General features: G+C 68.2%; 14 protein-coding genes. 6 read left to right on the top strand and 8 right to left on the bottom strand.

Annotation, left to right across the window (positions count from 1 at the left end):
* Positions 1-272 precede the first annotated feature (272 nt).
* Both tpg and tap read right to left on the bottom strand, forming a co-directional pair.
* A complete protein-coding gene (gene tpg / locus IE257_RS37150; protein WP_189974425.1) occupies positions 273-827 on the bottom strand; it encodes a telomere-protecting terminal protein Tpg in 555 nt (184 codons plus the stop codon).
* Positions 828-832: 5 nt separating this feature from the next.
* Positions 833-2,941, bottom strand: coding sequence for a telomere-associated protein Tap (gene tap / locus IE257_RS37145; RefSeq protein ID WP_189974423.1), 2,109 nt, complete (start codon positions 2,939-2,941; stop codon positions 833-835).
* Positions 2,942-3,147: 206 nt separating this feature from the next.
* Between tap and IE257_RS37140 the strand changes: the two genes are divergently transcribed.
* The gene (locus IE257_RS37140) at positions 3,148-3,741 is read left to right on the top strand and encodes a hypothetical protein (protein WP_189974422.1); all 594 of its coding nucleotides are present in this window, start codon (positions 3,148-3,150) and stop codon (positions 3,739-3,741) included.
* A gap of 233 nt (positions 3,742-3,974) precedes the next feature.
* Here the strand turns inward: IE257_RS37140 and IE257_RS37135 are convergent, their stop codons facing one another.
* Both IE257_RS37135 and IE257_RS37130 read right to left on the bottom strand, forming a co-directional pair.
* Positions 3,975-4,349, bottom strand: coding sequence for a hypothetical protein (locus IE257_RS37135; protein ID WP_189974419.1), 375 nt, complete (start codon positions 4,347-4,349; stop codon positions 3,975-3,977).
* Between the two features lie 832 nt (positions 4,350-5,181).
* A complete protein-coding gene (locus IE257_RS37130) occupies positions 5,182-5,361 on the bottom strand; it encodes a hypothetical protein (RefSeq protein ID WP_189974418.1) in 180 nt (59 codons plus the stop codon).
* Between the two features lie 4 nt (positions 5,362-5,365).
* Between IE257_RS37130 and IE257_RS37125 the strand changes: the two genes are divergently transcribed.
* Positions 5,366-6,217, top strand: a complete 852-nt coding sequence (locus IE257_RS37125) for a hypothetical protein (protein ID WP_189974416.1) — start codon at positions 5,366-5,368, stop codon at positions 6,215-6,217.
* A gap of 17 nt (positions 6,218-6,234) precedes the next feature.
* On the opposite strand, the gene IE257_RS37120 is transcribed toward IE257_RS37125, so the two are convergent.
* Positions 6,235-6,648: a hypothetical protein gene (locus IE257_RS37120; RefSeq protein WP_189974414.1), complete on the bottom strand. Its 414-nt coding sequence runs from the start codon at positions 6,646-6,648 to the stop codon at positions 6,235-6,237.
* Between the two features lie 65 nt (positions 6,649-6,713).
* Between IE257_RS37120 and IE257_RS37115 the strand changes: the two genes are divergently transcribed.
* A complete protein-coding gene (locus IE257_RS37115) occupies positions 6,714-8,135 on the top strand; it encodes a hypothetical protein (RefSeq protein ID WP_189974412.1) in 1,422 nt (473 codons plus the stop codon).
* Positions 8,136-8,565: 430 nt separating this feature from the next.
* On the opposite strand, the gene IE257_RS37110 is transcribed toward IE257_RS37115, so the two are convergent.
* A complete protein-coding gene (locus tag IE257_RS37110) occupies positions 8,566-12,462 on the bottom strand; it encodes an FG-GAP-like repeat-containing protein (protein ID WP_189974410.1) in 3,897 nt (1,298 codons plus the stop codon).
* A gap of 398 nt (positions 12,463-12,860) precedes the next feature.
* Here IE257_RS37110 and IE257_RS39070 point away from each other — a divergent pair, with 398 nt between their 5' ends.
* Both IE257_RS39070 and IE257_RS37100 read left to right on the top strand, forming a co-directional pair.
* Entirely contained in the window at positions 12,861-19,637 is a 6,777-nt protein-coding gene (locus IE257_RS39070) for a polymorphic toxin-type HINT domain-containing protein (protein WP_268251457.1), read from the top strand.
* Between the two features lie 862 nt (positions 19,638-20,499).
* The gene (locus IE257_RS37100) at positions 20,500-20,766 is read left to right on the top strand and encodes a TniB family NTP-binding protein (protein ID WP_189974406.1); all 267 of its coding nucleotides are present in this window, start codon (positions 20,500-20,502) and stop codon (positions 20,764-20,766) included.
* 167 nt (positions 20,767-20,933) lie between these two features.
* On the opposite strand, the gene IE257_RS37095 is transcribed toward IE257_RS37100, so the two are convergent.
* Both IE257_RS37095 and IE257_RS37090 read right to left on the bottom strand, forming a co-directional pair.
* Positions 20,934-21,275, bottom strand: coding sequence for a hypothetical protein (locus tag IE257_RS37095; protein WP_189974404.1), 342 nt, complete (start codon positions 21,273-21,275; stop codon positions 20,934-20,936).
* 661 nt (positions 21,276-21,936) lie between these two features.
* Positions 21,937-24,474, bottom strand: coding sequence for a DEAD/DEAH box helicase (locus IE257_RS37090; RefSeq protein ID WP_189974402.1), 2,538 nt, complete (start codon positions 24,472-24,474; stop codon positions 21,937-21,939).
* A 204-nt stretch (positions 24,475-24,678) separates the two neighbouring features.
* On the opposite strand from IE257_RS37090, the gene IE257_RS37085 reads away from it, so the two are divergent.
* Positions 24,679-24,882 carry a cold-shock protein gene (locus IE257_RS37085; protein ID WP_189974427.1) on the top strand — a complete coding sequence of 68 codons (204 nt, stop codon included), beginning with the start codon at positions 24,679-24,681 and terminating at the stop codon, positions 24,880-24,882.
* The last annotated feature ends 295 nt before the right edge of the window (positions 24,883-25,177 follow it).

Genomic DNA, 25,177 nt, shown 5'->3' with positions numbered 1-25,177 from the left:
GGAGGGCCCGTCGGCGGCAAGGAGCTGGCCCCGGACCTCAGCCTGCTGCGGATCTTCCCGCCCCGTATCGCCCTGAGGCCACTCGACGTCAGCAACCGACGCCAGGCGTGGGCCTTCCATTTCATGGAGTAGAGACGTGAACCGGGTGCCCGGGTCGGCAGCCGACCCGGGCACCGCCCCGCAAACGCGGCCCTGCCCACAACACCGCTTACCGGGTGACAACAAGCCCCGGCTCACTAGGGGCATGCCTGCCTCCGGATGGACGTGACCGCCTAGAAGGAGACGTCGATGTAGTCGATGTCGGTGAATTCGACTTCGAGGTGGTCGGCGCGGGTGCCGCTGTCTTTGAAGTAGATGTCCTGGAGGCCTTCGGCGACGATCGCGCGCAGTTCAGGATCGCCGGTGCCTTGTTGCTGGGCGTCGAAGAGGCGCTGTGCGTAGGCGGGTGGGAGGTGGACGGTGAGCCGGCGCATGCGGCCGTCGTCGGTGGTGCCGATGGGTGCGGTGTACCCGAACCGGGCGCGGGTCTCGACGGTGATGCCGGTGCGGGTGGCGGCTTCCCTGCGGCGGCGGTTGCGCACCACGGGCTGCCAGCGTGCGCGCACGGCGGTGTTGATGCGGTCGGTGATCGCCTTCGGCGGGGTTTTGCGTTCCCCGGTGCGGTAGCGCTCGATGGAGCGCTGGCTGACGCCGAGTTCCGCGGCGACGGCCTTGGTGGTCTTCAGCTTGCCCATCAGGAAGTTGATGCGGCCCTTCAAGGTCTTGGGCGGTTCCCGCGTGAACGTCTCGCGGCCCGCGCGCTCCAGGGCGTCGTCGATGTCCCCCACGGTTTCTATTCTCCTTCGTCCGTGACGGCGTCGCCGCCCTTGATGTGCCGGGCCGGATTCAGACCCTTCTCCATGAGGTCGACGGCCCACGCCATCTCCTGCACACCCTCGACCTTCGCGAGGCCCGGCGTGGTCCCGAGGCGGAAGGCTCCGGGGAGCGGCTTGCCGGAGGTGGTGTACGGCAGGAAGTCGAGCGGGGACGGCCCGGGGCTGGCGTAGACGACGCAGTCGGACAGGACCCCGAGCGGGTACTGCCCGGTGGCCTTCGCGGTGTTGGCCATCTTGCGGTGCATGTTGACCCGCGCCTTGGCAATGACCGCGGCCCGAATGTCGGGCCGCCAGGTCGGCCGCTCCAGCGCCGGCCACCGCTCCCCGTCCCGGTAGTGCCGCCCCTGCGGGCGCTCCCGCAGCTTGCCGATGCCGCCCTTGACCGTCGCCTTGATCGCCGCCAGCACGGCTGCCATCCCAGGATCGACCTGCTTGTGGTGCTCCATCGCGGCGAGGAACTGCCGGTCGTCCAGATCGGCCGTCACACCGAGGTCGGCGAGCGTGTCGGCGTACGCGGTCTTGAGGCGGTCGTGCCACGGATCCAGGAACGCACCCGTCTCCCGGCGCAGGAACGCCTCGATCGGGGCGACGTCGTGGCCGAGTTCCTGGGCGTAGGCGAGGGTGTGGGTCTGGTACCAGGCCGGCCCGGTCGGCCGCTGCCCGGACGGCGTGAACGGCGACGGCAGCCGCGGATCCAGCTCGATCCCGGACAGGTCGACCAGCCAGGAGCCGGGGATCTTCTTGTTGAACTTCGGCGCGTGGAAGTGGTCGGGTGCGGACAGGCCGACGACCAGCCGCGCGGCCGCGGCGAGGAACGCGGTGTTCAGGTCCAGGCCGATCGCGTACGGGAGCAGGCATTCCTCGTCCGACAGCAGCTGAGGGTCGCGCACCCACTGGTAGGCCTCCTCGTCGAGGAAGCCGCCGGTCCAGCCCTGCGCGGCGGGGTGCTCCTGCGGGGCTTCCGGCGGGGCGGGGTCCATCGGCTCGGTGCCGAGCGAGCCCGGGTTGTAGGCGGACGCCCACTCGCCCGTGGTCTCGTTCTTCACGGCGCGGGTCGGCGGCCGCAGCGCGATCATCAACTCCAGCCCTGACGTGGCGGTGGACCCGCGCGGGGTGATCACCCGGGACGCGTACGTACCCAGCACGCGGGCGATGTCGGCCGGCTCCATGTCGGCGACGCCGGGCCACGCCCGGGCGTCCAGAGCGTCCCAGGACAGGACGGCGAGCTGCACGCACTGACGCTGACCGGCCTGCGCGGGCCGGTAGATGCGCGCCCAGGGGCCGAAGCCGCGCTGCGTCAGCTTCCACTTCACCTTCGCGAGCTGCTTGACCACCGGGTGGTCGTCCTCGAGCCGCAGGGAGCGCCGTTGTTCGTGGCCCTCCAGGCGCTCGGGCAGGCCCAGCCGTACGGCGGCGGCCGCGGTGAGGATGACCAGTGGATCGGAGTCCTTGCCGTTGCGGTTCAGCCGCGGCGCGCCGAGCCCGGATTCGGCCAGCGTCCACTCCACCAACTTCGGAATCGTGGTGGCCGGGCAGTCGAGGACGATGCCGTCCACGCCGTACGCGCTCCCGTTACCGTCCAGCACGACGAGCGGGCCGTGCGGGAACTGGGGGTCGACAGCCGGCAGCGCGGCAGTCTTCCTCGCCGGGCGGCGCGACGCCGCCGACGGCCCGGCCACCACCACCGGTGCCTTCACGACCGGATCCGGCGCCGCGGCGGTGGTCGGCGCGGCGGGCTCGGCAGATTCGGCGGGCTGTTCCGCGGGGCCGGTGAACGTCTCCGGAACGGCCGCGGGCGTGGGTGCGGCGGAGGCCGGTGCCGGATAGCGCTCGGCCCAGCCGTCCAGCAGCCGCAGATAGGCCTGCATGCGCGGCGGCCGAGGTTCCGAGCGGCCGTTCTCCCAGTTCTTCACCGTCTGCGGCGTCGACTTCAACGCGGCTGCGAGCCGGGCCTGCGTGACACCCGCCGCCTCACGCAGCCGCGCCCGCTCGGCCGGAGCCGGCAACTGCGGCTCGCCCTCCAGCAGTGCGTCCACCGCGTCGAACAGCTCTTCCTGCGTGGCCATTTCCTCCACCACCTCCACCCCGAACCCTAGCGTAATTAACCTCACCTAGACGCTGGATTTAACCCTATCGGGGGGGCGGGTTTTCGGGATGTATTGCGGGGCCCGTCCAACGGCACCGGTTGTTGGGGGCGGCCCGGGTGTGGGCGTGTGCGTGGCCGGGGCAGGGTCGCAGACGGGATCCGGCCGGACTGCCCTGCGGGGCAGGGATGTGGGACTGGGTGGTGTGCTGGTGGACGGTCGATTTCGGGGACGCGCACGCGGGCGCGGTGGGTGTGCTCGTCGGCGGCCGTGAGCCGGGCCCGGTGTACTTCGATGTGGGGAGCGGGTCGGACGTGCCGTCGACCACGCACTGGTCGGCCTACGACGGCCGGGCCCGCCGTCCGCGCGCCGAGGCCTTCCGGGCGGTGTGCGCGTGCGGATGGCGCAGCGCGGCCCAGTACCCCCTGGACTGGGCGACGATCGGCGACCAACCCCTGTACGAAGCGGATGTCGACCTTTCGGGACCGCTCGCGGACTGGACCACGCACCTGTCCGTTGTCCGCGATGCTGCCGTGCCGATGCCCGAACGGCTGGCCGCGCTCCTGGTCGAGATGGCCGAGCAGCTGACCGCCACCGTCGCGGATGCGCCGTTGGCCGCGCTGCGCGCCACTGGCGTGCTGGAGCGGATCGCCGCCCGAGTGGGCCAGGAGGCAGCCGGCGCGCTGTGCGACGACGGCATGTCCGCCGAAGTGGTGGCCACCGCGCTCGGCACCACCCGCTCCACGGCCCAGATCCTGCTCCTGACCGCGCAGGACAGGTAACGGCACGCACCACAGCGGCGTTCTAGGAGTGGGCTGGTCGCCCGGCATCCCGATGGAGAAGGTCGCGGCAGGGCTGGGCACGAGCGAGGCCGCGGCCCGCCGCTACGTTCAGAGCGACCTCACCAGCGGGTACGTCAGACGGTCGGAGGTGGGGCGCGTACTCGCGGCGCTGGTAACCGCGTCCGTCGCCCTGCCAGGCCAGGAAAAGCACCGCGTCGGACAGGCGGCTTGTTTCAGCGTCTGGATGCTCGGTGACCGTTGCCGATGCGGGCGGAGGCGAACGCGACCAAGGGCCTACGGAAAGGGCCGAAGATCATTCCCAAGGCTGCGAGCACTGCGCCAGCGGCAATGATCCACTCCTTGGCCTCGCCGACGCGATACCAGAAGGTGTTGTTGACCGTCAGAGTGATATGGATCGGTGGTGCCGTGTTGGCGAGGACGTTCTCGGTATCGCCCTGGTACGTCTCGACCACCAGGTTCAGCTGGTACCGGCCGGGCTTTCGCGGGGTGAGGTTCCAGCGCCACTCCACACTGTCCCGTGGACTGGCGAGCAGCTGTCGACTCGATTCGATCGGATCCACCTTGATGTCCCCGCTGGGCTCGGACAAATGTGCTCCCTGGACTCCACCAACAGGCAGCTCGCGAGTGTCAACCCCCTCTTCGCGCTCCTCGCGCGGTGATTGTCCGGGTCGGGGACAGGGGGTGATGAGCCTGGGACAAGGGGGTCGGACGATGAGAACGGGTCGGGGAGGTCGGCCTCGCGGCCGGCAAGTGTGGCGGAGAATTCCACGGAGTCGCCAACGTCCACCGAGGCCGGCGTCAGGTAGGTCAGCGCCCCAGTGAACAGCGCGGCCTGGTCGCGCGTAGCCTTCTGCTGGAAGTCAACCTGGTCCTCCCCTGCCCCCCCCCGCGAGACCGGCTGCTGGAAGATCTCTGATGGCGCTGGTAGCAGCACCACGAAGCAGAACACGACGACGATCGCTGAGGCGGCTGCCGCTACCCATAGCCTGAACTGCCGTGTAGCCCGGGGCACAACCGGACTCTAGCCCGCGACGCGCCGGACCCCTGTCAACCGGGCCGTGTTCGATACGAAGGCTGGAGCAGTAGCGAGGGCGGTCGGTGAGTTCGGGTGCGCGGCCCGGGCGGCGACAGCACGGGGCCCGTCGTACACGGCCCGAGCCGCCGATCGGCCCCTGCCGAAGGAATGCCGCCCCAGTTCAACGATCGAGCCCCGCACAGCGGGCGCGGGGCTCGGGTTGGGGGGTCAGACGCAGGTGCAGCCGAGGCGGCGGGCGCGTTCGGTTCGCAGGTCGGCCACCCGCTTGTCCCAGGCGTCGCGGATGTGCTGCGCGAGCTGGTCCAGGCGAGGGTGAACCTGCGCGAGACGGTCACAGCGCTGCGCGCCCTGACCCCGACCGGTACACCCGATACCGGCCTCCCTCAGGCGGCCGCGCGGGTGTTGGAGGAGGCGCTGGGGGCGGTGGCGCGGGTGGATGCGGCGACGTGCGCGGTGATGCGGGAGAGGCGCCTCCGCTCGTGATGCCGAAGAAGGCGCCGGGCGGGTCGACGACCGCCGAGCTCCTGGACTACCTCTTCGGTCCCGGCGAGCGCGACGAACATGTCGATGCGCACCTCGTCGCGGGCTGGGATCCGGATCTGCCCGGCCCGCGCCCCGGCCCGCATGACGCTGCCGGATCTGGCGCTCCTCCTGGACGCTCCCGTCGACGCGCTGCGCGGCGAGCGGCCGGCGGAGCACATCTGGCACGTGGCGGTCCGCAACCACCCCGGCGACCGGATCCTGTCGGATGCCGAATGGGGCGAGGTCGCCGTCGCCATGGTCGCGGCCGCGGGGATCGCCGGCCACGGTGACGAACAGGCCTGCCGGTGGATCGCGGTGCGCCACGCCCCCGACCACATCCACCTCCTCGCCACGTTGGCCCGGCAGGACGGCCGTCACCCCCGGCTGCGCGGCGACATCCTGGCGATGCACGCCGCCGCCCGCGCCTTCGAGGCCCGTTGGGGCCTCACAGAGATGTCACCGCTGGACCGCACCGCGCGCCGCCGCCCGGTCACCGGCGAGGCGGAGAAGGCCGCCCGCCGCGGCCTGGCGGAGACGGCCCGGGAGCCCCTGCAGCGCACCGTCCGCCGGGCCGCCGCCTGGCCCACGACGATGCCGATTTCCTGGAGCGGCTCCGTGACGTCGGGGTGGGCGTGCGCGAGCGCCGTGGCGATGACGGTGTGCTGGTGGGGTACTCGGTGGCGCTGCCCGGCGATCGTGCGGACGGCGGCATGCGCCCGGTGTGGTTCCCGGGTTCGAAGCTGGCGTACGACCTGTCCCTGGCGAGGGTCCGCGAGCGTTTCACCCCGCACGTCGCCCCGGCCGGGTAGGCGCTGGCCGAGACGCGTATCTGTTCGGCTGAGCCGGACAGGCTGCGGGCGCCGGAGTGCGGTCATCGCGGCCGCGCATCCGCTGTAGTGACCCAGACGGAGAGCTCAATCGCACTCGTCGGCGACCACGCCGACCAGGGCGGCCGCCTCTTCCTTCGTCTTGCCTCTCTTCATCAGGGCAAGCCCGTAGTTGATCGCCCCGTTGCCCTGGTACAGCTGGCAGTTCTCCCGCTGGTCGGAGGCGCTCAGCTCACCCCATGCAGCCCGGGCGACAGCTCGCTCAAGGAAGCCGATCGAGATCGTCGCCGTCGGGGCGGGGGTGACACCCGGGAGCCGGAAGGTGGTCGGCGCATGGGTTGGGGCGTTTCCGTAGGAGGACGCCGGGGTGGGGCTGGAGGTGTAAGCCGTACTGGCAGCAGTACCTTCGGCGCCGGGATCGCCGGAGAACGCGAAGACCACGAACACCACGGAGAAGATCAGGGCACCCGCACCGACCGCATAGCCCGCGGCCTTGCTCATTTCGGTTCCCTCTGGCACGGCTCCCCCACTTGAGCGCTGTTCAACGTCGCCCTATTCGATAGTAGTTGCTGAACAGGTACAAGAGCCGGTCGTCTTCAGGTTCCTGTCGTGCGCGGGCCCGGGGCGGCGGCGCCGCGGTCGTCCTGACGCTGCTGATCGCGCTTGTGGAGGCGATGGAGGCCGCGGCCGCCTGGCACCGCGCGCAGGAGTTCCGGGCGCAGGCGCAGGCCGCCTCGCAGGCGGCCGTGCTGCTGCGGGAGGCCGCCGGCCTGACCGGCACCCCGCCCGCCGCCACCGGGCACGAAGTCGCGTACCGGCCGGGTGACGCGCACCGCGGGCCGTGGCCTGCCGGCGGCCGGACCCGTTACTTGCTGATGACGTCCGGATACCCGCCGCTGCCCGAGCCGTTCGCCGAAGCGCTCGGGGAGGCGGCGCAGACCGCGGCGATGGCCTACCGCCTGGTGATGACCATCTCCGACGCGGTCCGCCGCGCCACCCAAAATCGCCTCACCGGCACCGAGGAGGAGCTCGGCGAGGACGCCGAGGCGATGGCGCCGGGCTGGTCGGCCGACCAACTGCGCGGCCACCTCGGAGACGACATCCTGGCCGTGCTGATGCAAGACACGGACTGGCCCAAGGTGGCCCGCCAGCTCGTGGGCCTGCAGCAGACTGGCGTCGACCTCGGCACCTTTCTGCCGCAGATGGGCCGGATGACCGCCGGGGTCCATCAGGCCGTCACCGCGAACACGGCGCGCATCAAGGCCGAGGGTACCGACCGGTGGGCCGACCTCCTGAAGGCGACGATGCCCCAGGGCCTGGTCCGCGACGCGATCCTCGCCTCCCCGGCGTGGCCGGACATCGCCGCCGCGACGGGCCGCATCGATGGCGCGGGGATCGACCCACCGCGCCGGAGCCGGTGTCGACCAGGCCGTCGCCGCCGTCACCGCGGCCGCCGCCAAGACCCCCGCACCCGCCCCGGCTTCGACCACCCCGGCGGCCACCTCCGCTCCGGTGACCGCTCCGGTGACCGGCCCCCGCCCCCGCCCCCGCTCCTGCCCCTGTGGCCGGCGCCGCAGTGCTGGCGAGGGACGTGCTGGCCGCGCGCATGGGTGCGGCCGGTGATCCGTGGGCCGTGCCTGCCCGCCGGGTCCCCGCGCCCGTTCCGGCCGACGCCGCCCTCGAGGCGGTGTGCGCGTGCGGATGGCGCGGCGCCGCGGAGTCCCCTTGGGCTGGGACGTGATCGGCAACGCGACCCCTGTACGAAGCTGGCCGCGCTCCTGGTTGAGGTGGCCGAGCTGCTGACCGCCACGGCCGCGGACGTGCCGTTGGCCGCGCCGCGTGCCGCGGATGTGCTGGAGCGGATCGCCGCCCGGATCGGCCCGGAGGCCGCTGGCGCGCTGTGCAACGACGGTATGCCGGCCGAAGTGGTGGCCACCGCGTTCGGGACCGCCCGCTCCGAGGCCCTGCTCCTGCTCCTGACCGCTTAGGAGGGGTGACCGCGCGTCACAGCTTCCGCTCCGTTGGTTTCAGGATTCGCCGGAGCGGATTCCGGTACGCGGGCCGGAAAGATACGTGGTGACACCGTGCTGGATGAAAGCTTGTCGACTTGCACTGGATGGTCCTCTCCGCCCCGAAGTAACTGAATGAAACAGCCACCTGGGCCGACAAAACCGCAGCTCAGAAAGTGTCGACCCCGCACCTGCGGGGATGGTCCGGACGCCTGCACCGTCTCGGCCCGCCAGCCCCGCTTCCAGTCCGGGTCGATCGCGTGCAGGGGCCGCGGCCCGTGTGTGGGCGGGACCTCCGTCCCACCCATCACCGCGTGGGCGATTCAGGCGGTGATGGCTTTTTTGGCCTGAGAGTGGGTGAGGGGTGAGGCCTGGTACGAGGCCTCACCCCTCATTGCATAGGTACGGGTCAGAGGATGACGTCGTAGCCGTTCAGGCCGTTACTGATCAGGGTGCTGTTCGGGGTGTAGTTGTAGAGCTCACCGGTGCGGGTCACGCCGGCTTGTTCCGGTGTGCCGTCGTTGTTGAGGTCGGTGATGTAGGGGGTCCATTCGCCGGTCCACCAGCCCTTGCCGAAGATGCTCGGCTTGCCGAAGGTCATCGCACCGTTGTTGCTTGTGTTCAGGTAGAGGTAGAGGTTGCTGTCGGTGTTGTGGCCCAGGATGTCGATCTTGTTGTCTTTGTCGAGGTCGGCGAGCCGGAAGGTGGGCCAGCCGTCCGGCCACCATCCGTCGCCCAGGACGGCCCGGGTGTTGAGTGCTTGGACGCCGTTGCCGCCGTTGCCTGTGTAGACCCACATGATGCCGCCGCTGTCGCGGCCGACGGCGTCGGTGCGGCCGTCGCCGTTGATGTCGCCGAAGCCGAGGTCCACGTAGGTGTTCCAGCCGGTGCCGATCAGGATGCGATTGCCGAAGGTCTCGGTTCCGGTTCGGCCGGTGCCCGGGTATACGTACAGTTCCCCGTCACGGGTCCGCCCGACGAGGTCGGTGTATCCGTCGTTGTTGAAGTCGGTGCTGTACACGTTCACCCAGCCATCGCGCCACCAGCCGTTGCCCGCGAAGTACCGGCTGCCGAACGTGCTGGTTCCGCTGCCGCCGGTGCCGGGGTAGATCCAGAGGTCGCCGTTGGCGTCGCGCAGCGCCATGTCCGTGTAGCCGTCGCCGTTGTAGTCCGGCCGGCTCTGGCTGCCACTGGTCCACAGGCTCTGTCCGGAGGGGCTGTAGAGGACGAGCACGCCGCGGGGGTGCAGCACCGCGTACGAGCCCGGGATGCTGGTCTTGCTGTGCCACTTGACGGTCTTGCCGTCGGCCGTGATGACGACGAGGTTGCCGTCGCTCTGCATGCGGGCCGTGGCGCCCGGGTTTTCGGCTGTTCCGGTGGCCCAGAGCTGCTTGTTGTCCTTGCTGAGCAGCACGAGGTTGCCGTCGGCCTGCATCCGCAGTTTGGAGATTCCGCTGGAGAACTCCTGCCCGGAGGCCAGGGTGGTTCCGGTGGGGATGCGTGCGCCCGGGACGCCCTCGATCTCGAACCGCGCGCCGAAGGAGCCTACGGTCTTGCCGTCGGCGTCGAGCTTGCCCGGCCAGCCGACCATGGTGTTGTCGGCAGCGCGGGCCCACAGGTCGGGGACGCCGTCACCATTGAGGTCCCCGGACGAGCCGACCTGCGGATAGCCCGCCAGGGTGATGCCGGAGCCCACCTTGGTGCGAGTCTGGGCGCCCCAGGTGGCCAGGTCGACCGCCTGCCCCTGGTCCAGGCTCTTCTTACCCTGGGTACGCAGGATGTCGCCGGTGGCGTTGTCCCGCAGCCACAGGTCGGGCACACCGTCCTTGTTGAGGTCACCAGGGGCGATGACCGTGTACTTGTCCCAGTCCGTGCCGCCGACGAGCGCGGGGTCAACGTCGTCCAGGTTGGCGTAGGTGGAGTTGAAGTACGCCCAGAGCTTGTTGCCCTGTTTGACGAGGATGTCCGGGAGTTCGTCGCCGTCGAGCCGACCGGGGGCGATGATCTGCTCGGCGTCGGCCCAGTGGTTGTTCTCGGAGGGCCGGTTGACTGTCGTCTCAACGGCGTTGTCGACGGTCCCTTGGCCGTTGTTGCGGTAGATCGACAGCATTTTGGAGGACGCGCCGGACGGCTTTTCGAGGGCGAGCATGTCGTTGTATCCGTCGTCGTCCCAGTCGCCCAGGTCGGCGACCTGGGCGCCGGAGAAGGAGGCGGGGGAGCTGACCATGGCGGAGAACTTGTTGTTGCCCTGGCCGCCGTAGGTGAGGAGTGTGCCGAAGAGGTCGTTGTTCCAGATGTCGCGGTGGCCGTCGCCGTTGAGGTCGTGGGGCCCGTCCTTGGTGGCCGTGCGGGCCGCGTAGAAGCGGTAGACGGCGGTGTCGGAGCGGTTTCCGGCAGCGTCCTGGGTGAAGGCGTAGACGAAGTGCGGTCCTGCACTGGGCGGGGTGATCTTCGCCGTGAAGGCTGCACCTGCGGAGACCGAGGCGCTCTTCACCTGCGAGTCCCAGTCGGTGAAGTAGCCGTACCAGACGACATCCTTGTCATCGTTGGCGGAAAGGGTGAAGTCGCCCTCCTGGCGGGCTTTCCCGGTTCCTGTCGGCCACCCGTTGGTGCCATCGGGGAAGAGCGTCGAGGTGATCTTCGGTGCGTCGGCCGGCCGGGCGCGGTCCACGGTGAACTTGCACGTTTGGGACCAGCCGGACTGCGCACCGTCCTGGTCGGTCGTGCGCGCCCGCCAGGTGTAGCTGCCGTCGGGGAGGGATGAGTCCGGGACGCTCCACGTGGTGACCTGGCCGTTGTTTCCCGCGATCTTCTGGCTGGCCCAGACGGTGCTCTGGCCGGACTTGAAGATCTGGAACTCGGTGTTCAGGTTCCCGGAGTCACGGTCGGCGATCGTTGCGTAAAGACCGATGTTGGTGTTACCGACCGAGCCGCCCTGCTCACAGGGCAGCCATGGTGAGGTTCCGGGGTCGGACGGCGTGTTGGGCGGGTTGTTGTACTCGATCTCCAGGGTGACGGTCTTGGGATCGAAGCGCTTCCACGAGTACTCGTCGCTCTCGTTGGAGGCGTAGAGGCCGACGGTCGTGTTGGTCCAGCCGTTGGCTGCGGCTTCCTGGACGGCGGCGGTGGTGTTGAATTCCAGGTTGCCGGCAGCGCACTCGGGCCGGCCCTTGGCGGCATTGACGGTGTCGAGTTTGTTGCGCTTGCCGGGCTGGTTCTTCCAGGTGGTCTGCGGTGAGATGGGTCCGGTGGTCCACAGCTCCACGGGCTTGGGAGTGCAGGACCAGGACCAGGTCTCCTTGATCCGGAACGTCGCCTTCGAGACCTGAGCGCCCTTGACGGCAGAGGTGTCGAGCTGGAAGAAGGTCCGCGAGAGCCCGTTCGTCTGGCTCTCGTAGCCGACCCGCACGTCCTCCTGGGTGTTCCAGTAGGAGTTGTTCTCCCACGTGCGGTAGGCCCATGCCCAGTTCTGCCGTGCGCCCCAGGTCACCGACGGATCGATGTAGACGGGGTACTTCGTCGCGGCATTCGCCAGGAGGGCCTGGTCGGGCTTGATCTCGAGATTGCCGCCCGTGATGGTGGTGGGCATCTGGGCGTTCTTCGCCCCGGACGGTGTCACGAAGACATCACCGGGGGCGCTGGTCGCCCTCGAGCCGCTGCCGGCCGCAGCCGCACGCGCGGGCGCCGGGGCTGCGGATCCGGCGGTGGTCGTGGAGTCCCACATCACCGGGTTCGGCGACGTGAAGACCGCCTCGCCGGCCGGAGTGACCGCGGTCAGCAGTCCGGTCGTTCCGTCCTTGGTGACGTCCAGGCCCACCGTGGCGAGCTTGAACTTCATCGTCGCGAGGTCGGGGTGCTTGGCCGCGGCGGCGGTCTTGACGACCAGCAGCTGGGAGAACCCCTCGACCTCGGCCTTCACCTGCAGGTCCACGTCCGGGAGCACATTGGCGTACGTCGCCACGTTCGCGGCGAGCGTCGGCTTGGGAAGCGCCTTCGGCCAGGTCAGCGACAGGGTCCGCCCGTTCTTCACCCCGCTCAGCAGTGGGCCGGTACCCCCGCCCGAGAAGGCGATCGCCACGGCCGAGGCCTTCGGCTGCACCTTTCCATCCGCCGCGAACTCCAGCGTCGGATCGGTCGCAACCCAGCCACCGCCGCGTCGGACGCGCACCGTCGTCCCGTGCCGTTTCACCGACCACTTGCCGGTCGGCAGCGCCCACGTGTCCGACGTCTCGGTCCGCGCGGACGTCAATTCGTAGGGCTGGCCGGTTTCCTTGGCCTTGGAAAGCGCGAAGTCCGCCGCACTCATCGAGCCCTCGGCGACGGGATCGGTAGCGGCCGCCGCAATCGCAGAGGGATGTATTACAGCCAATCCGGTAGCAGCTATTCCGCTTATCAGGGCCATCGCAATTACTCGTGAAATCGCCCGCCCACCCGGTATGCCGAGCTGGGCCTCTCTTTGTCTCACGCAAACTCCATCTGTCCGATATCCGCGGAGACTCTACCTGGGATCCGCACGCCAGATGTCTCCATACGTCTGCAATATTTGCGGCGATTGATCAACATTGTCTGATTGATCCAAAACAGCCTACTTCGCGGTAACAAGAGCTGGAGAGAGTGGACTTCAGGCAGCTGACTGGATGCCAGATAGAAGGTTTCAGGCTGTTAGCCTGCGCCGGTAATTCGTTCTGAAGCATGGGGTGGGGTGTGAGAAAATTTCGCATGAGAGGGCTTTCTGTGGCGTTGGCCACAGCCGTTCTCTCGGGCATATTGCCTGGCTCGGTTGCCGTAGCCGACAGTAAATCCAAATCGTCACTGCCGGAGCTCAAGCAGCCCAAGGCGGTAGCGGTCAAGCCGGTCCGCTCGGGCGGCGCGCCGAAGGCCGACGACGCCGCCGCGGCGCCGTGGAAGGCCCCGAAGGTCTCCTGGCCGGCGGCCGGTTCGGCAGAGCTGGAACTGACGCCCAACATGGGTCCGGTTTCGAAGTCGTTCCTGTCCGGATCCGCTCAGGGACCGACCATCGGCTCGGGTCCGCAACAGGCGGGCAAGCTCCCGGTCGCGGTCCACGCCGCGCCGGGCAAGGCGGCCGAAGCGCCGTCGAAGGTGAAGGTCTCCCTCGCAGGCAAGGACGCCGCCCGCAAGGCAGGCGTCGACGGCGTCCTGCTCTCGGTAGGCCGCGCCGACGGCGCCGCGCAAGCCGGTTCGGCGAAGGTCGAGGTCGACTACAACTCCTTCCGAGGCGCCTACGGCGGCGACTACGCCACCCGACTGCGCCTGGTCGAGCTCCCGGCCTGCGCTCTGACAACTCCAGAGCGCGCGGAGTGCCGTACACAGAAGCCGCTGCAGACGCACAACGACACGCGCACGGGCAAGCTCTCGGCCCAGGTGACCACACCTGCAACGGCTTCCGGCGCCTCGCCGAAGTCCGCTGGTGCGCCGGCAGCCAAGTCGGCTGCCACGGCCTCGGGCGGTGCGAACGTTCTTGCCGCGACGGCGGGCGACGCGGGAGCGACGGGCGACTACAAGGCGACCTCGCTGCAGGCTTCCGGCTCCTGGAGCACGGGCGGCTCCACGGGTGCCTTCTCCTGGTCCTACCCGGTCGAGACGCCCTCCGTGCCCGGCGGCCTGGCACCGCAGATCTCCCTCGGCTACAACTCGCAGTCCGTCGACGGCCGCACCGGCATGTCGAACAGTCAGGGCTCGTGGATCGGTGACGGCTGGGGCTGGGAGCCCGGTTTCATCGAACGCAGGTACAAGCCCTGCAACGATGACAAGACCGGTGGCACCAACACCACCAAGGTCGGCGACCAGTGCTGGTTCAACGACAACGCCACGTTGTCGCTGGGCGGCAAGTCGACCGAGCTCGTCTACGAGCAGGGCAAGGGCTGGCACCCGGCCTCGGACTCGGGTGAGAAGGTCGAGAAGCTCACCGGCGCCGCCAACGGCGACAACGACGGCGAGCACTGGAAGATCACCACGACCGACGGAACCCAGTACTTCTTCGGCCTGAACCGCCTGCCGGGCTGGAAGGACGACTCCACGCCGACGACGAACTCGGCCTGGACCGCACCCGTCTTCGGCAACCAGACGGGCGAGCCCTGCTACAAGGCTTCGTTCGCGAGTGCCTGGTGCAAGCAGGCCTGGCGCTGGCAGCTCGACTACGTCGTCACACCCGGTGGCGACGCGATGGCGTACTACTGGAAGACCGAGACCAACAACTACGGCCGCAACGTCTCGGACACCACAGGCAAGGCCACCGTCACCCAGTACATCCGAGGCGGCTGGCTCGACCACATCGACTACGGCCTGCGCTCCGACACCGTCTACAGCGGCAAGGCCATGGCCCAGGTGCAGTTCGGCGTCAGCGAGCGCTGCCTGGCCAACTGCGGCACCTTCGACGAGACCAACGCGAAGAACTGGCCGGACTCCCCGTACGACCTGTTCTGCAAGGACGGCTCCACCGAGTGCAAGGGCCAGTACTCGCCGACGTTCTGGTCACGCATGCGCCTCACCGGGATCCACACCAAGGTCCTCACCAGCGGCGCGCACCAGGACGTCGACTCCTGGACCCTGGACCAGAACTTCCCGCCGGCGGGCGACGGCATCTCCACCCCGATGTGGCTGAAGTCCATCACCCGCACCGCAAAAGCCGGCGCCGCGGAGGACATCACGCTCCCGCCCGTCACCTTCGCGGGAGAGCAGCGCCCCAACCGGGTGGACAAGACCGGCGACGGCCTCGCCCCCTACATCCGGCTGCGCATGTCGCAGGTCAACACCGAGACCGGTGGCACCATCGGTGTCACCTACTCCCAGCCCGACTGCACCCCCACCACACTCCCGGCCGCCGACGCGACGAACACCAAGCGCTGCTACCCGGTCAAATGGGCCTGGGAGGGCGATACCTCCAAACTCGACTGGTTCAACACTTACGTCGTCAACCAGATCGTGGAGGGCGACAACCTCGCTTCGACGCCCGACAAGGTGACTTCGTACGCTTACCTCGGCGGGGCGGCCTGGGACAAGGACACCGGCGAGTTCACCAAGGCCGACGACCGCGTCCACTCCGTCGCCCGCGGCTACGGACTCGTCCAGACCCGCACCGGCGCCGCCAACGACCCCCGCACGCTGTCCGAGACCCGCTACTTCCGCGGCCTCGACGGCAAGGAAGTCAAGGACGGCACGGGTGCCGCCGTTATCGACCGGCCCGAGTTCGCCGGCATGGTCCGGGAGTCCGCCACCTACGACGGTGACGACACCAGCAAGCTCCTCAGCGCGACGTCCAGCACCCCGTGGCGCTCAGGTGAGGTGGCCAAGCGGACCCGTCCCGGCCTGCCCAACCTCGTCTCCTACAAAACGGGCACCGAGAAAGAATCGACCCGCACCACCATCACCGGGGGCACCCGCACGACCGAGACCAGCCGTCACTTCGACGACTACGGCATGGTCGACTGGGAGTCGAACACCGGCGACACCGCCAAGCCCGGCGACGAGACCTGCACCACCACCAGCTACGCACGCAACACCACCAGCTGGATCCTGGACAGGCGCAGCCGCCTCGAGACCGTCGCCACGCCGTGCGGAACGCCGGCCGGCGGCCCGGCCGACATTGTCAGCGACACCCGGACCTACTACGACAACAGCACGCTCGGCACCGTCCCGGCCCGCGGCCTGCCGACCAAGACCGAAACCATCAACGGCAAGGGCGACGGCTACGACACCCTCTCATCCGTCCCCAGCACCTGCGGAACGGCCCAGAACGAGATCTGCTACGACCTCTACGGCCGCGCACTGGCATCCGCCGACCCCTACGGGAAGGTGACCAGCACCGCCTACACGCCTGCAACGGGCGAGACCGCCACTGCGATGACGACGACGAACCCCCTGGGCCACGCCGTCAGCAACCAGATAGACCCACTCCGCGGTCAGCCCACGAAGATCACCGACGCCAACGGCAAGATCACCACGACCGCCTACGACGCGCTCGGCCGGGTGACGAAAGCCTGGGCCCCGAACTGGACGGCCGAGACCAACCCGGGCCAGCCGAGCCACATCTTCGAGTACACCGTCCGCAATGACGGACCCAACGTCGTCACCTCCAAGACGCTCACACACGACAAGAAGTACTCCGTACTCCACTCCATCCAGGACGGACTGCTGCGCGAGCGTCAGACGCAGACCCAGACACGAACCCCTGAGGAGGGCGGCCGTCTGGTCACGGAGACCTTCTACGACACCCGAGGTCTGGCCTGGCGGCACTCCGGCGTCTACTACGCCGACGGCGTCCCGTCACCCGGCCTGGTGACGGGACAGGAACTCACCTACCCGGCTTCCACCGACACCCTCTTCGACGGCGCCGGCCGCCCCACGACGGTGATCGCCAAGCACCTGGGCAAGGAAACCAAGCGCACCACCACCAGCTACACCGGCGACACCACCACGGTCGTCCCGCCGCAGGGCGGCACCACGACCACCACCGTCGTCGACGCACTGGGCCGCACGGTAGAGACCAAGCAATACACCGACGCGGCGCGGACCACCTCGCAGTCGACCACCTACACCTACAACAAGCGCGGCCAGCTGGCCCAGGTCACCGACCCCGGCAACGCCAAGTGGACGTACACCTACGACGTCCGCGCCCGCCAGACCGAGGTGAACGACCCGGACAAGGGCGTCACCAAAACCGCCTACGACGCCGGCGACCGCGTCACCGATGTCACCGACGCCCGCGGGGTCACCCTGCACACCGACTACGACGACCTCGGCCGTCCCGTCGCCACCAAGCAGGGCGCGACGACGCTCACCTCGTCCCTCTACGACACCGTCGTCAAGGGCCAACTGTCCAAGTCCACACGCTACGTCGACGGCAAGGCTTACACCTCCGAAGTCCTCGCCTACAACGACGTCTACCAGCCGCTGGAGACCCAGGTCACCATCCCGTCCACCCCCGACACCGGCGCCTTGGCCGGCACCTACAAGTGGACGATCTACTACAACATCGCAGGCCAGGTCCTCAGGACCGTCCAACCCGCCATGGGCGGACTTCCCGCCGAAACCGTCGGCAGCACCTACAAGACAGTCTCCGGACTGCTCAACAACATGGCCGCCGGAAGCACCCGTCTCGTGTCGGCGATGACCTACGACCCCTACGGACGCACCGTCCGCCAGGTACTCGGCTCGTCCGGCCAAAACCTGTACCGGAGCGCCGAGTACGATCCGCACACAGGCGCTCTCACCCGTACCGTCGTCGACCGTGACGTCGCACCGACAAGGGTCGATGAGACCAAGTACACCAACGACCCCGTAGGCAACCTGACCTCGATCGCCACTGCCTACGGCATGGACGCGGCCCGGACGACCGACACCCAGTGCGTCAACCTTGACGCACTGCGCCGCATCACTCAGGCCTGGACCAATAAGGGCGAGACGTGTTCGGCCGCTCCGTCGGCTTCCGTCATCGGGGGCGAGGACCCGTACTGGACCACCTACACCTACGACGCGGTCGGAAACCGCAAGACCGAGACCAAGCACACGACCGCCTCCGGCCCGACCGCCGACACGACCCGCACCTACGCGCCACCGACCGCCGGGAAGCACGACCTGCCCAAGGTCACCCAGACCGGCAGCAGCTCGCACGAGGAAACCTTCACCTACGACGCCTCCGGCAACACCAAGACCCGCAAGAGCGGCACCGGTGAAACCCAGTACCTCGACTGGGACGCCGAAGGACACCTCAAGTCCCTCGCACAAGGCACAACCAGCAACTCGTTCATCTACGACACCGCCGGCAACCGCCTCCTGCGCAAGGAGAAGGACGCCACCACGCTCTACCTGCCCGCCGGCAACGAACTGAAGCTCGAAAAGACGGGCACAGTCACCGGCACCCGTTACTACGGCGACATCGCGATGCGCACAGGCGGCAAGCTCACCTTCACCCTCGCCGACCACCACAACACCAGCACCACCCAGATCACCGCCGACGCCACCCAGACCCTCACCCGCCGCAAGACCGGCCTCTTCGGAGAAACCCGCGGCACCCAGCCCACGACCTGGACCGGCGAGAAGACCTTCGTCGGAGGCACCAAGGACAACGACAGCGGCCTCACCCACATCGGCGCCCGCGAATACGACCCCCTGACCGGCCGATTCATATCCGTCGACCCAATCCTGGACCTCACAGACTCCCAACAGCTCCACGGCTACACCTACTCCGCCAACAACCCCTTCACCTTCTCCGACCCGGACGGCCTCAAGTACTACGAAGGCGACAGCGACGGCGGCTTCCAATCCGCTCCCCAGGACGTCGTCGACGCCGCGACGAGGCACACGAGGGGATACGGAACGATCATTCGGAACAATGGTTGTGGCAAATGGTGCGGTCAGACCAAGGGCAGCGGAACCTACGTCAAAAAAGAAGGGAAAGGGCCGTACCGGAAGCCGCCGCCGGTAATTTACGTCCAAACGGCTTCCGGATATCCCGCGCAGGGAGTGATAAAGGGAAGTCCTGGAGACCCTAACCTAAATTCACATACTGCCGACGAGATACCGGACCTTCCATGCGCTGAAGGTGACGGCGCTTTGATTTGCGGCGCCCGCAACGCTGGATACAAAATGGGAGTACTGACTGGAATGACCGGCGGAAGTCTCGGATGGTTTGCCATCCGCGGCGGAGCTTTGGGGCGGCCTGCTGGAAAAACTGCGGCATCGGGCTCTGGCACGGGATATTGTTTTCTAGCGGGAACGCTAGTACTGATGGCTGACGGGTCGCAGAAGAAGATCGAGGAAATCGCTGTTGGGGATGAGGTCGCATCGACAGATCCCCGATCAGGAGACCGCGGAGCGAAAACCGTAACCCACCTGTCCCGAACGGATGGGGAGAAGCCGCTCAATGCCGTATCGATCGAAGGGCCAAGAGGAAGGGGCGAGATTGTTGCAACACGCGAACACCCTTTCTGGTCGCCGCAAGAGCAGAAGTGGATCGAGGCTGGCGATCTAGCAGTCGGGATCTCACTCGAAACTGATACTGGAGACGTTGTTTGGGTTACAGAAAACAGGGCATATTCGGAACGGATTGCGACGTACAATTTCACCGTCGAAGACTTTCACACGTACTATGTGCTGGCGGGCGACACGCCGGTTCTAGTCCATAATGCGAATGGCCTCTGCAACGTCAACTGGAGCTCGAAGAGTGTCAAGACCTTCGGTCACACCTTTAGCGACCATGGGAAAAGTGTGGCGCAGCTTGCAGATCGTGCTCGCAAGAAGGGTGAGCCACAGGGGCGCTGGACTGATAACGATGCGGCGGCAGATTTTCTGAGAAGCGTGCACGTCGAAGGGGCGGGTGCTCGCTCCGTGCCGATACCCGAGGGTCTCGGACAGGTGGTGTTTGAGGACGGAACGACTGTCGTTGCTCGGGCTGCATTGCTCGTTCCCAGCAAGAATGACCTCTACAAGACGGCTTATCCGGTCTTCGGCCCCACGCCTTAACGTCATCATTGGCGCGAATCTCGTTTCGCGGAAGGATTAATCGCAGTGTCATTTGAATTCAGGATTTCATGTCCCTCTGGTTCGGTCGCTTCGTCGATAGCACTCGAACCGCTAGAGGACACGGCTGACTACGAATACCTGGTGATGCAGGGATGTCGGATCTTGTCCGACGTGGGCTGCAGTTTTCATATCGCGGGATTCGGAAGTGGGGATTGGGGTTTCGATGTGTCGTATGACATGTCGACTTTGATCGAACAGGTACCCAGCCTGGTCGAAAGTTTGAAGTTGAACGGAACTGGTGAGGTTGACTTCTATTCGCAAGGCGTAGAGCGGAGCATTACTTTCGATCGAGTGGATGGCTCATATGAAATTCGCTGCCATTCTAGGACTTCCTGGAAGCCGTCGCCTGGTGTCGAGTATGTCGATTGCGCCAGCATGGAAGATATGCTCGATAAGCTGACATTTGATTTCTCGATGATCCTTGAGCGTGCAGCCTCTCAAATTTCCACGTTGGAACCATTTCGATCTTGGCGTAGGGCGCACGAGAGTCCCTGATAGCCATGTGATTCGCTAGTCAACCCGGTAGATGAACGGCGTTTGACGGAAACGGTGACGGCAACGTCGGGGGATGGGTTGGGGAGGTTGGTTGCGCCTGCCCATCCCCCGGACTGACCAGCTCACAGCGCATCTCCAATAGCCGTTGCGGCGCCCCGCCGAAGCGGGGTGCGTCCAAACTTTCTCTACGTCTTCAAGGCGACCCGCTGGCGCGGGTCGCGCGCGGCACGGCCGCCCGCCCGGCCCGCTCTCGGCTCCGCCGCCGCGGGCTTTCCAGCGACCATGCCGCGCAGAAACAGCGCAGCGGATGACCAGAGGCGCCCGCATTTTTATCTGGCAGCACGTCACCAAGCTGACCCTGGACGAAGTCCAGCAGGTCATCCCGCTCTACCACCCCATCTGGGCCAACACCGACCCCATCGACATCGCCTACGCAGACCGCCACGCAACGCACGGAAACTTCCGCAACTGGGCCCGGCTCACCGCGCACGCCCTCACCGCACTGGAACGCACAGGCCGAGAACACCCCGACCAGGAGGTGCTCCGCTGGGCCTTCAGCCGGCTGGGCAGCTGAGCCCCCAGGTCGCCGGCAGGATCTGCCACCTGCCCCGGCCGGCGGCGACGGGGAACCGGCTGGCGGGGCTGGAGGGCCCCTGCCCCGGCGTGGGCCCCCGGAGGCGGCTCGCGCTTCGTGTGTCCGGGCGGGTGGCAGTCCGACCGGGGGATACGTGGTCGGCTGCGTCAGTCGTCGTCCGGCGCCGGGAGGATCCGCACGGACTCGGTCTTGGTGACGGTCTTCTTGACCACCTTGCCGTGGTGGTCCTTGGTCGTCTTGGTGACGGTCTTGGTCTTGGTGACCTTGACCCTGCCGTCGTTCAGGGTGCGCTTGACGATCCTCGTCTCGGTCTTGGTCGTCGTCTTGTTCCCGACCGGGTGCGCCTGGTGGTCGGGCGCCATCTGCACGGCTGCGACCTGGGGTGCCGGTGCGGCCAGGGCGCTGGAGGGCAGTAGCGCACCGCCTACGGCGAGGGCTCCGGAGGCGCCGAGGAGGGCGAGACGCTGGGTCAGGGTGGTGCGGATCATGGTGGTGCTCCTTGTGGTCAGAGACTGCCCGGGGGCCGAGGAGCGGCCCTTTCCGGGTGGGCCCGTATCGGGCTCGTGTCTCCATTGGGCCCCGGAGAGCCCTGACGGGTCACGCCCCTGGAACTCGGGGCTTGACGTGTATCCGCCGACGTGGCAGTGCCCCGGAACGCACGGCCCAGACCGCTGCCGAGGCCCGTGTCCGGGGGGCGGTGCCCCCGGCCGGGCCGGAGCATTCCGAGACCGGCGCAGCCTTCAGGCCCGTCCGACAGCCCACGCCTTACCCCACCCCGGGGCGCCCTTGCCGCCGAACCTGGAGACGGTCCAGGCCGCGCCGCGGGCCCGGTCGGGGCGTCCTGGACGACGGACCGGCTGACAGAGGCTCCGGCGGTCGTCCCGCTTCCGTTGGGCCGCCCCCGGGTGACTGCCCCCGACGGTCGGCCACCTCGTCCGGGCCGGCCTCCTGGTCGGTCTCGGCGGGGAGACCGAGTCCCCGAGGCCCACCCGGACCAGATGACCGCGCCCGGTGCGAAGCCGTGTACCGGCCAGGTGACGCGCACCGCCGACCGTGCATGAGAGAGCACGACCGCACCCCGAACCCGCCCATGCGACTACGACGGGGCTAGCGACTCGGCCGATGCCGGGGCCGGGGATTGCGGGACGATCACGAGGCAGCCCAGCCCACACCGAGGCCGGCGAGCGCGGCGCGCTGTGTCCGGTCGAGCTTGTCTCGGCGTTGTTTCTGGTTGGCGAGCCAGATCCCGACGCGGTGGATGTCCCCGTCAGGCATTTCCTGCACTCCGGCGCGCCCTGGCAGGGTGCCTTCCCGTGCGATGTACTGCGTGAGGGCCTCAAGGCCTTTCTGGAACGCTGCGCCGCCCGCGCGCGGCCCGGTGGCCGTGGCGGCCTTGGCCGGGGCCTTACGCGCACGTACGGCCTTCTGCGGCTTTACGCCGAGTTCGGCGAGTCGGCGCTGCTGCTCGGCGTTCAGCCGGTCCCAGTTCCGGCGTTGGGTGGCGAGCCAGCGTCCGATGTCCTCGCCGTGCCGGGTCACCCCCGGCACGACGGCGGTCAGGCGGGCGCCTTCGTCGAGGAGCTGGGTGAGATAGGCGTAGTGCCGCTGCCAGTCGACCGTCCACCCCAGCGTCCCCGGGTTCCAGTCCGGGTCGATCGCGGCCAGGGCCGAGGCCCGCCGCTGCGCGCGTTCGGGGTCCTTGCCCAGCCCGCCGGGGCGGCGGATGTTCGTGAGGTACTGCCCGATCGCGATGTCGAGGATGGTGGCGTGCCGCGGCGCGGCCAGCGTCCTGTGGAGCTCGTAGTAGGCGCGTGCGGCGCCGAGGTTGGTCTCGAAGCCGGCGTCGGCGGTGTCCCAGACGATCCCCAGCTCCTCCAGCTCGGCCGCCCGCTCGCCGATCATGGCCCCGGCCCGGTAGGTGCGTCGCTGATCCGACAGCCACCGCCCCAGCGGGAACGCCCCCGCCGTCTCCACGTGCTCGTACGGGACCTCTAGATCGCCCTCACGCTGCCGGTAGCGGTACGCGGCTTCCGCGCCCCGACGCCAGTCCTGACGCTCGGTGTTGATCACGGTGTAGCTGATCCACTTCGCGATCAGCGCCGGATCACGGGGCGCCGCGAACCGGAGCAGCAGCCGCGACTCCTCCTCGCCCTCCTCAGGCGCCTTCCCGACCGGTCGATACGGGTCCACGATCCTTTTCTGGTTCTCCTGCGGAATAGCCAACATTTCCACAGCCTTTTCATCATGCGCCCGAAGTCCAGCCAAAACCCGAATGAGCGGCCGGTACGAATTCGACGAAAGCATGTCTTCAGGCTTTTCATCCTCGCGCAAAAAGACAGGCACGATCAGCGTGGCCATCTTTCCTTCGTCGGGTTTTTGCCGCAAGGCCCGCCCGATGGCCTGGACGATGTCGACGGCCGACCCCTTGGGATCGATCAGGGCCACGCTGTCCGTCGCCCGAATATCGACCCCTTCGCCCAGAACTCGGCAATTACTGAGCACCGCCCGCCCGGCCCTGCGCCCGAAATCCGCGAGGACCGACTGCCGGTGGGTGCCTTCGTGGTCCCCGCACAGCCACCCCGACCACACCCGCTCGGGATGCCGCCCCGGATCCACCGCATGCAACCGGCGGGCAACGCGGTCGAGCCCCGCCGCGAAGGCCTCCGCCTCCACGGTGCGGTGGTGGAACGTGATGGTGGTCTGCAGCCCGTGCGCGGCCATGGTCTCCAGGAGCGCGGTCTGCATGGCGGCGAGGCGCTCGCCGCGCAGCTGCTCCTCGTACCGCTCCTCACTATTCAGCCGGGCCGGAGTGACGACGGGGTCGGTGAGTTCCGCGACGACAATTTGATACTTCGCCAAAAGCCCCCGAGAAATAGCCGAAGCGAGCGACAACTCATAAACAACCGGCCCGAACACCCTCGGATCATCCATCGAGCAGGCGAGTTCCCTCGGCAGGCGATCCCAACGCGGCCGGTTGACGTAGACCCGGCCCTCGGCCTCCGCCTCCTCCCGCTCCCTGCGCTCCGTCTCCGCTGCGCGCCGGCGCGCCTCCTCCCGCTCCCGCTCCTGCGCCCGGGACCGCGGGGGCCGTTCCATCCAGACCCTTGGAGTCGCGGTCATGTACAGCCGGCGCATCGCCGGGATGACGTCCTGGCGGTGGACATCGGCCCACGCCTTCCCGGCCGACCCGGACGTCCGGTGCGCCTCGTCGACAATCACCAGGTCGAACACGTCCATCGGCAGCCCGTACAGGCCCTCGTGGGCCTCGGCGATGACCGGCAGGGAGGCGTAGGTGGCGTAGACCGTGACGGGGCCGCGCCCGTGCCACAGCCCCAGCTGCGGCGCCGACGTCGTCGTCCGCACGTCGAGCTGCCACAGTTGCGGGTCGTCCTCAAGCGAGCAGACCGCGACAGCCGGCCCGCTGTGCCCGGCGAGCCGCCACTCCCGCACCGTCTGCGTCAGCAGATCCAGCGTCGGCAGCAGCACCAGGACCCGCCCGTGCCGCGCGAGCCGGAGAGCCGCCGCAGCGGCGATGAACGTCTTTCCGGTCCCGCACGCCGCCACCACCGTGGCCCGCAGACCCCCCTCCGGGATCCGTTTCCCAGGAGGAATATCCAGCCCACGGACAATGGCCTCAACCGCCTCCTCCTGATGAGGACGCAGCACGATGTCACCAGACTTCTGCATTCGGCACTCCGCTGAACTCGAATCGGCAGACAGGCCCGCCGGGGAGGGGGTGGCGATGTTCTCGGGATCCTACACAGCTACACGTATCACTTCCAACGTGATGCACACTTACGACTGTACCGTCGACGCTGCCCGAAAACCCCGGTTTCCCGTACTCACCCAAGGGGGAGGATCCTGGCGATCATCCACGGGAAGGGTATGAGCATGCCTCAGGGAACGGTGAAGTGGTTCAACGGAGAGAAGGGGTTCGGGTTCATCTCGCCGGATGAAGGAGGGGCGGACGTGTTCGTGCACTTCAGTGCCGTCCAGGGGAGCGGCTTCCGCAACCTGGAAGAGAACCAGCGGGTGGAGTTCGAGATCCAGCAGGGCCAGCGCGGCCCGCAGGCAGACAAGGTGAGGACCCTCTAACTGCTGCCAGCCGGCCCGCGGCAGCGGGCCCCTTCCTGGAGGCGGAGCCGGAAGGACTAGAAGGGGTGGGAGCGTCAGCGGACACCCCTTCGATGTCCGCGCTTGCGCGGACATCTGGTGGTGCGTCAGCGCCACCGGCCCGGCGCTTGCGCCGGGCCTTTCCCTTGACGTCCGCTTGCGGACGTCAATTCCCGCGCTCGCGCGGGAATCTGGCCGTGCGTCAGCACGGCTGCCCTCCGCTTGCGGAGGGCTTTCGCTCTTCGGCGGCTTGCCGCCGAAGGTCCCGCTCCGCGGG

This window comes from Streptomyces avidinii (assembly GCF_014650695.1).
In the GTDB taxonomy this organism is placed as follows: domain Bacteria; phylum Actinomycetota; class Actinomycetes; order Streptomycetales; family Streptomycetaceae; genus Streptomyces; species Streptomyces avidinii.
The sequence above is the reverse complement of the archived record's forward strand: the minus strand, read 5'-3'. Positions and strand labels throughout refer to the sequence as shown.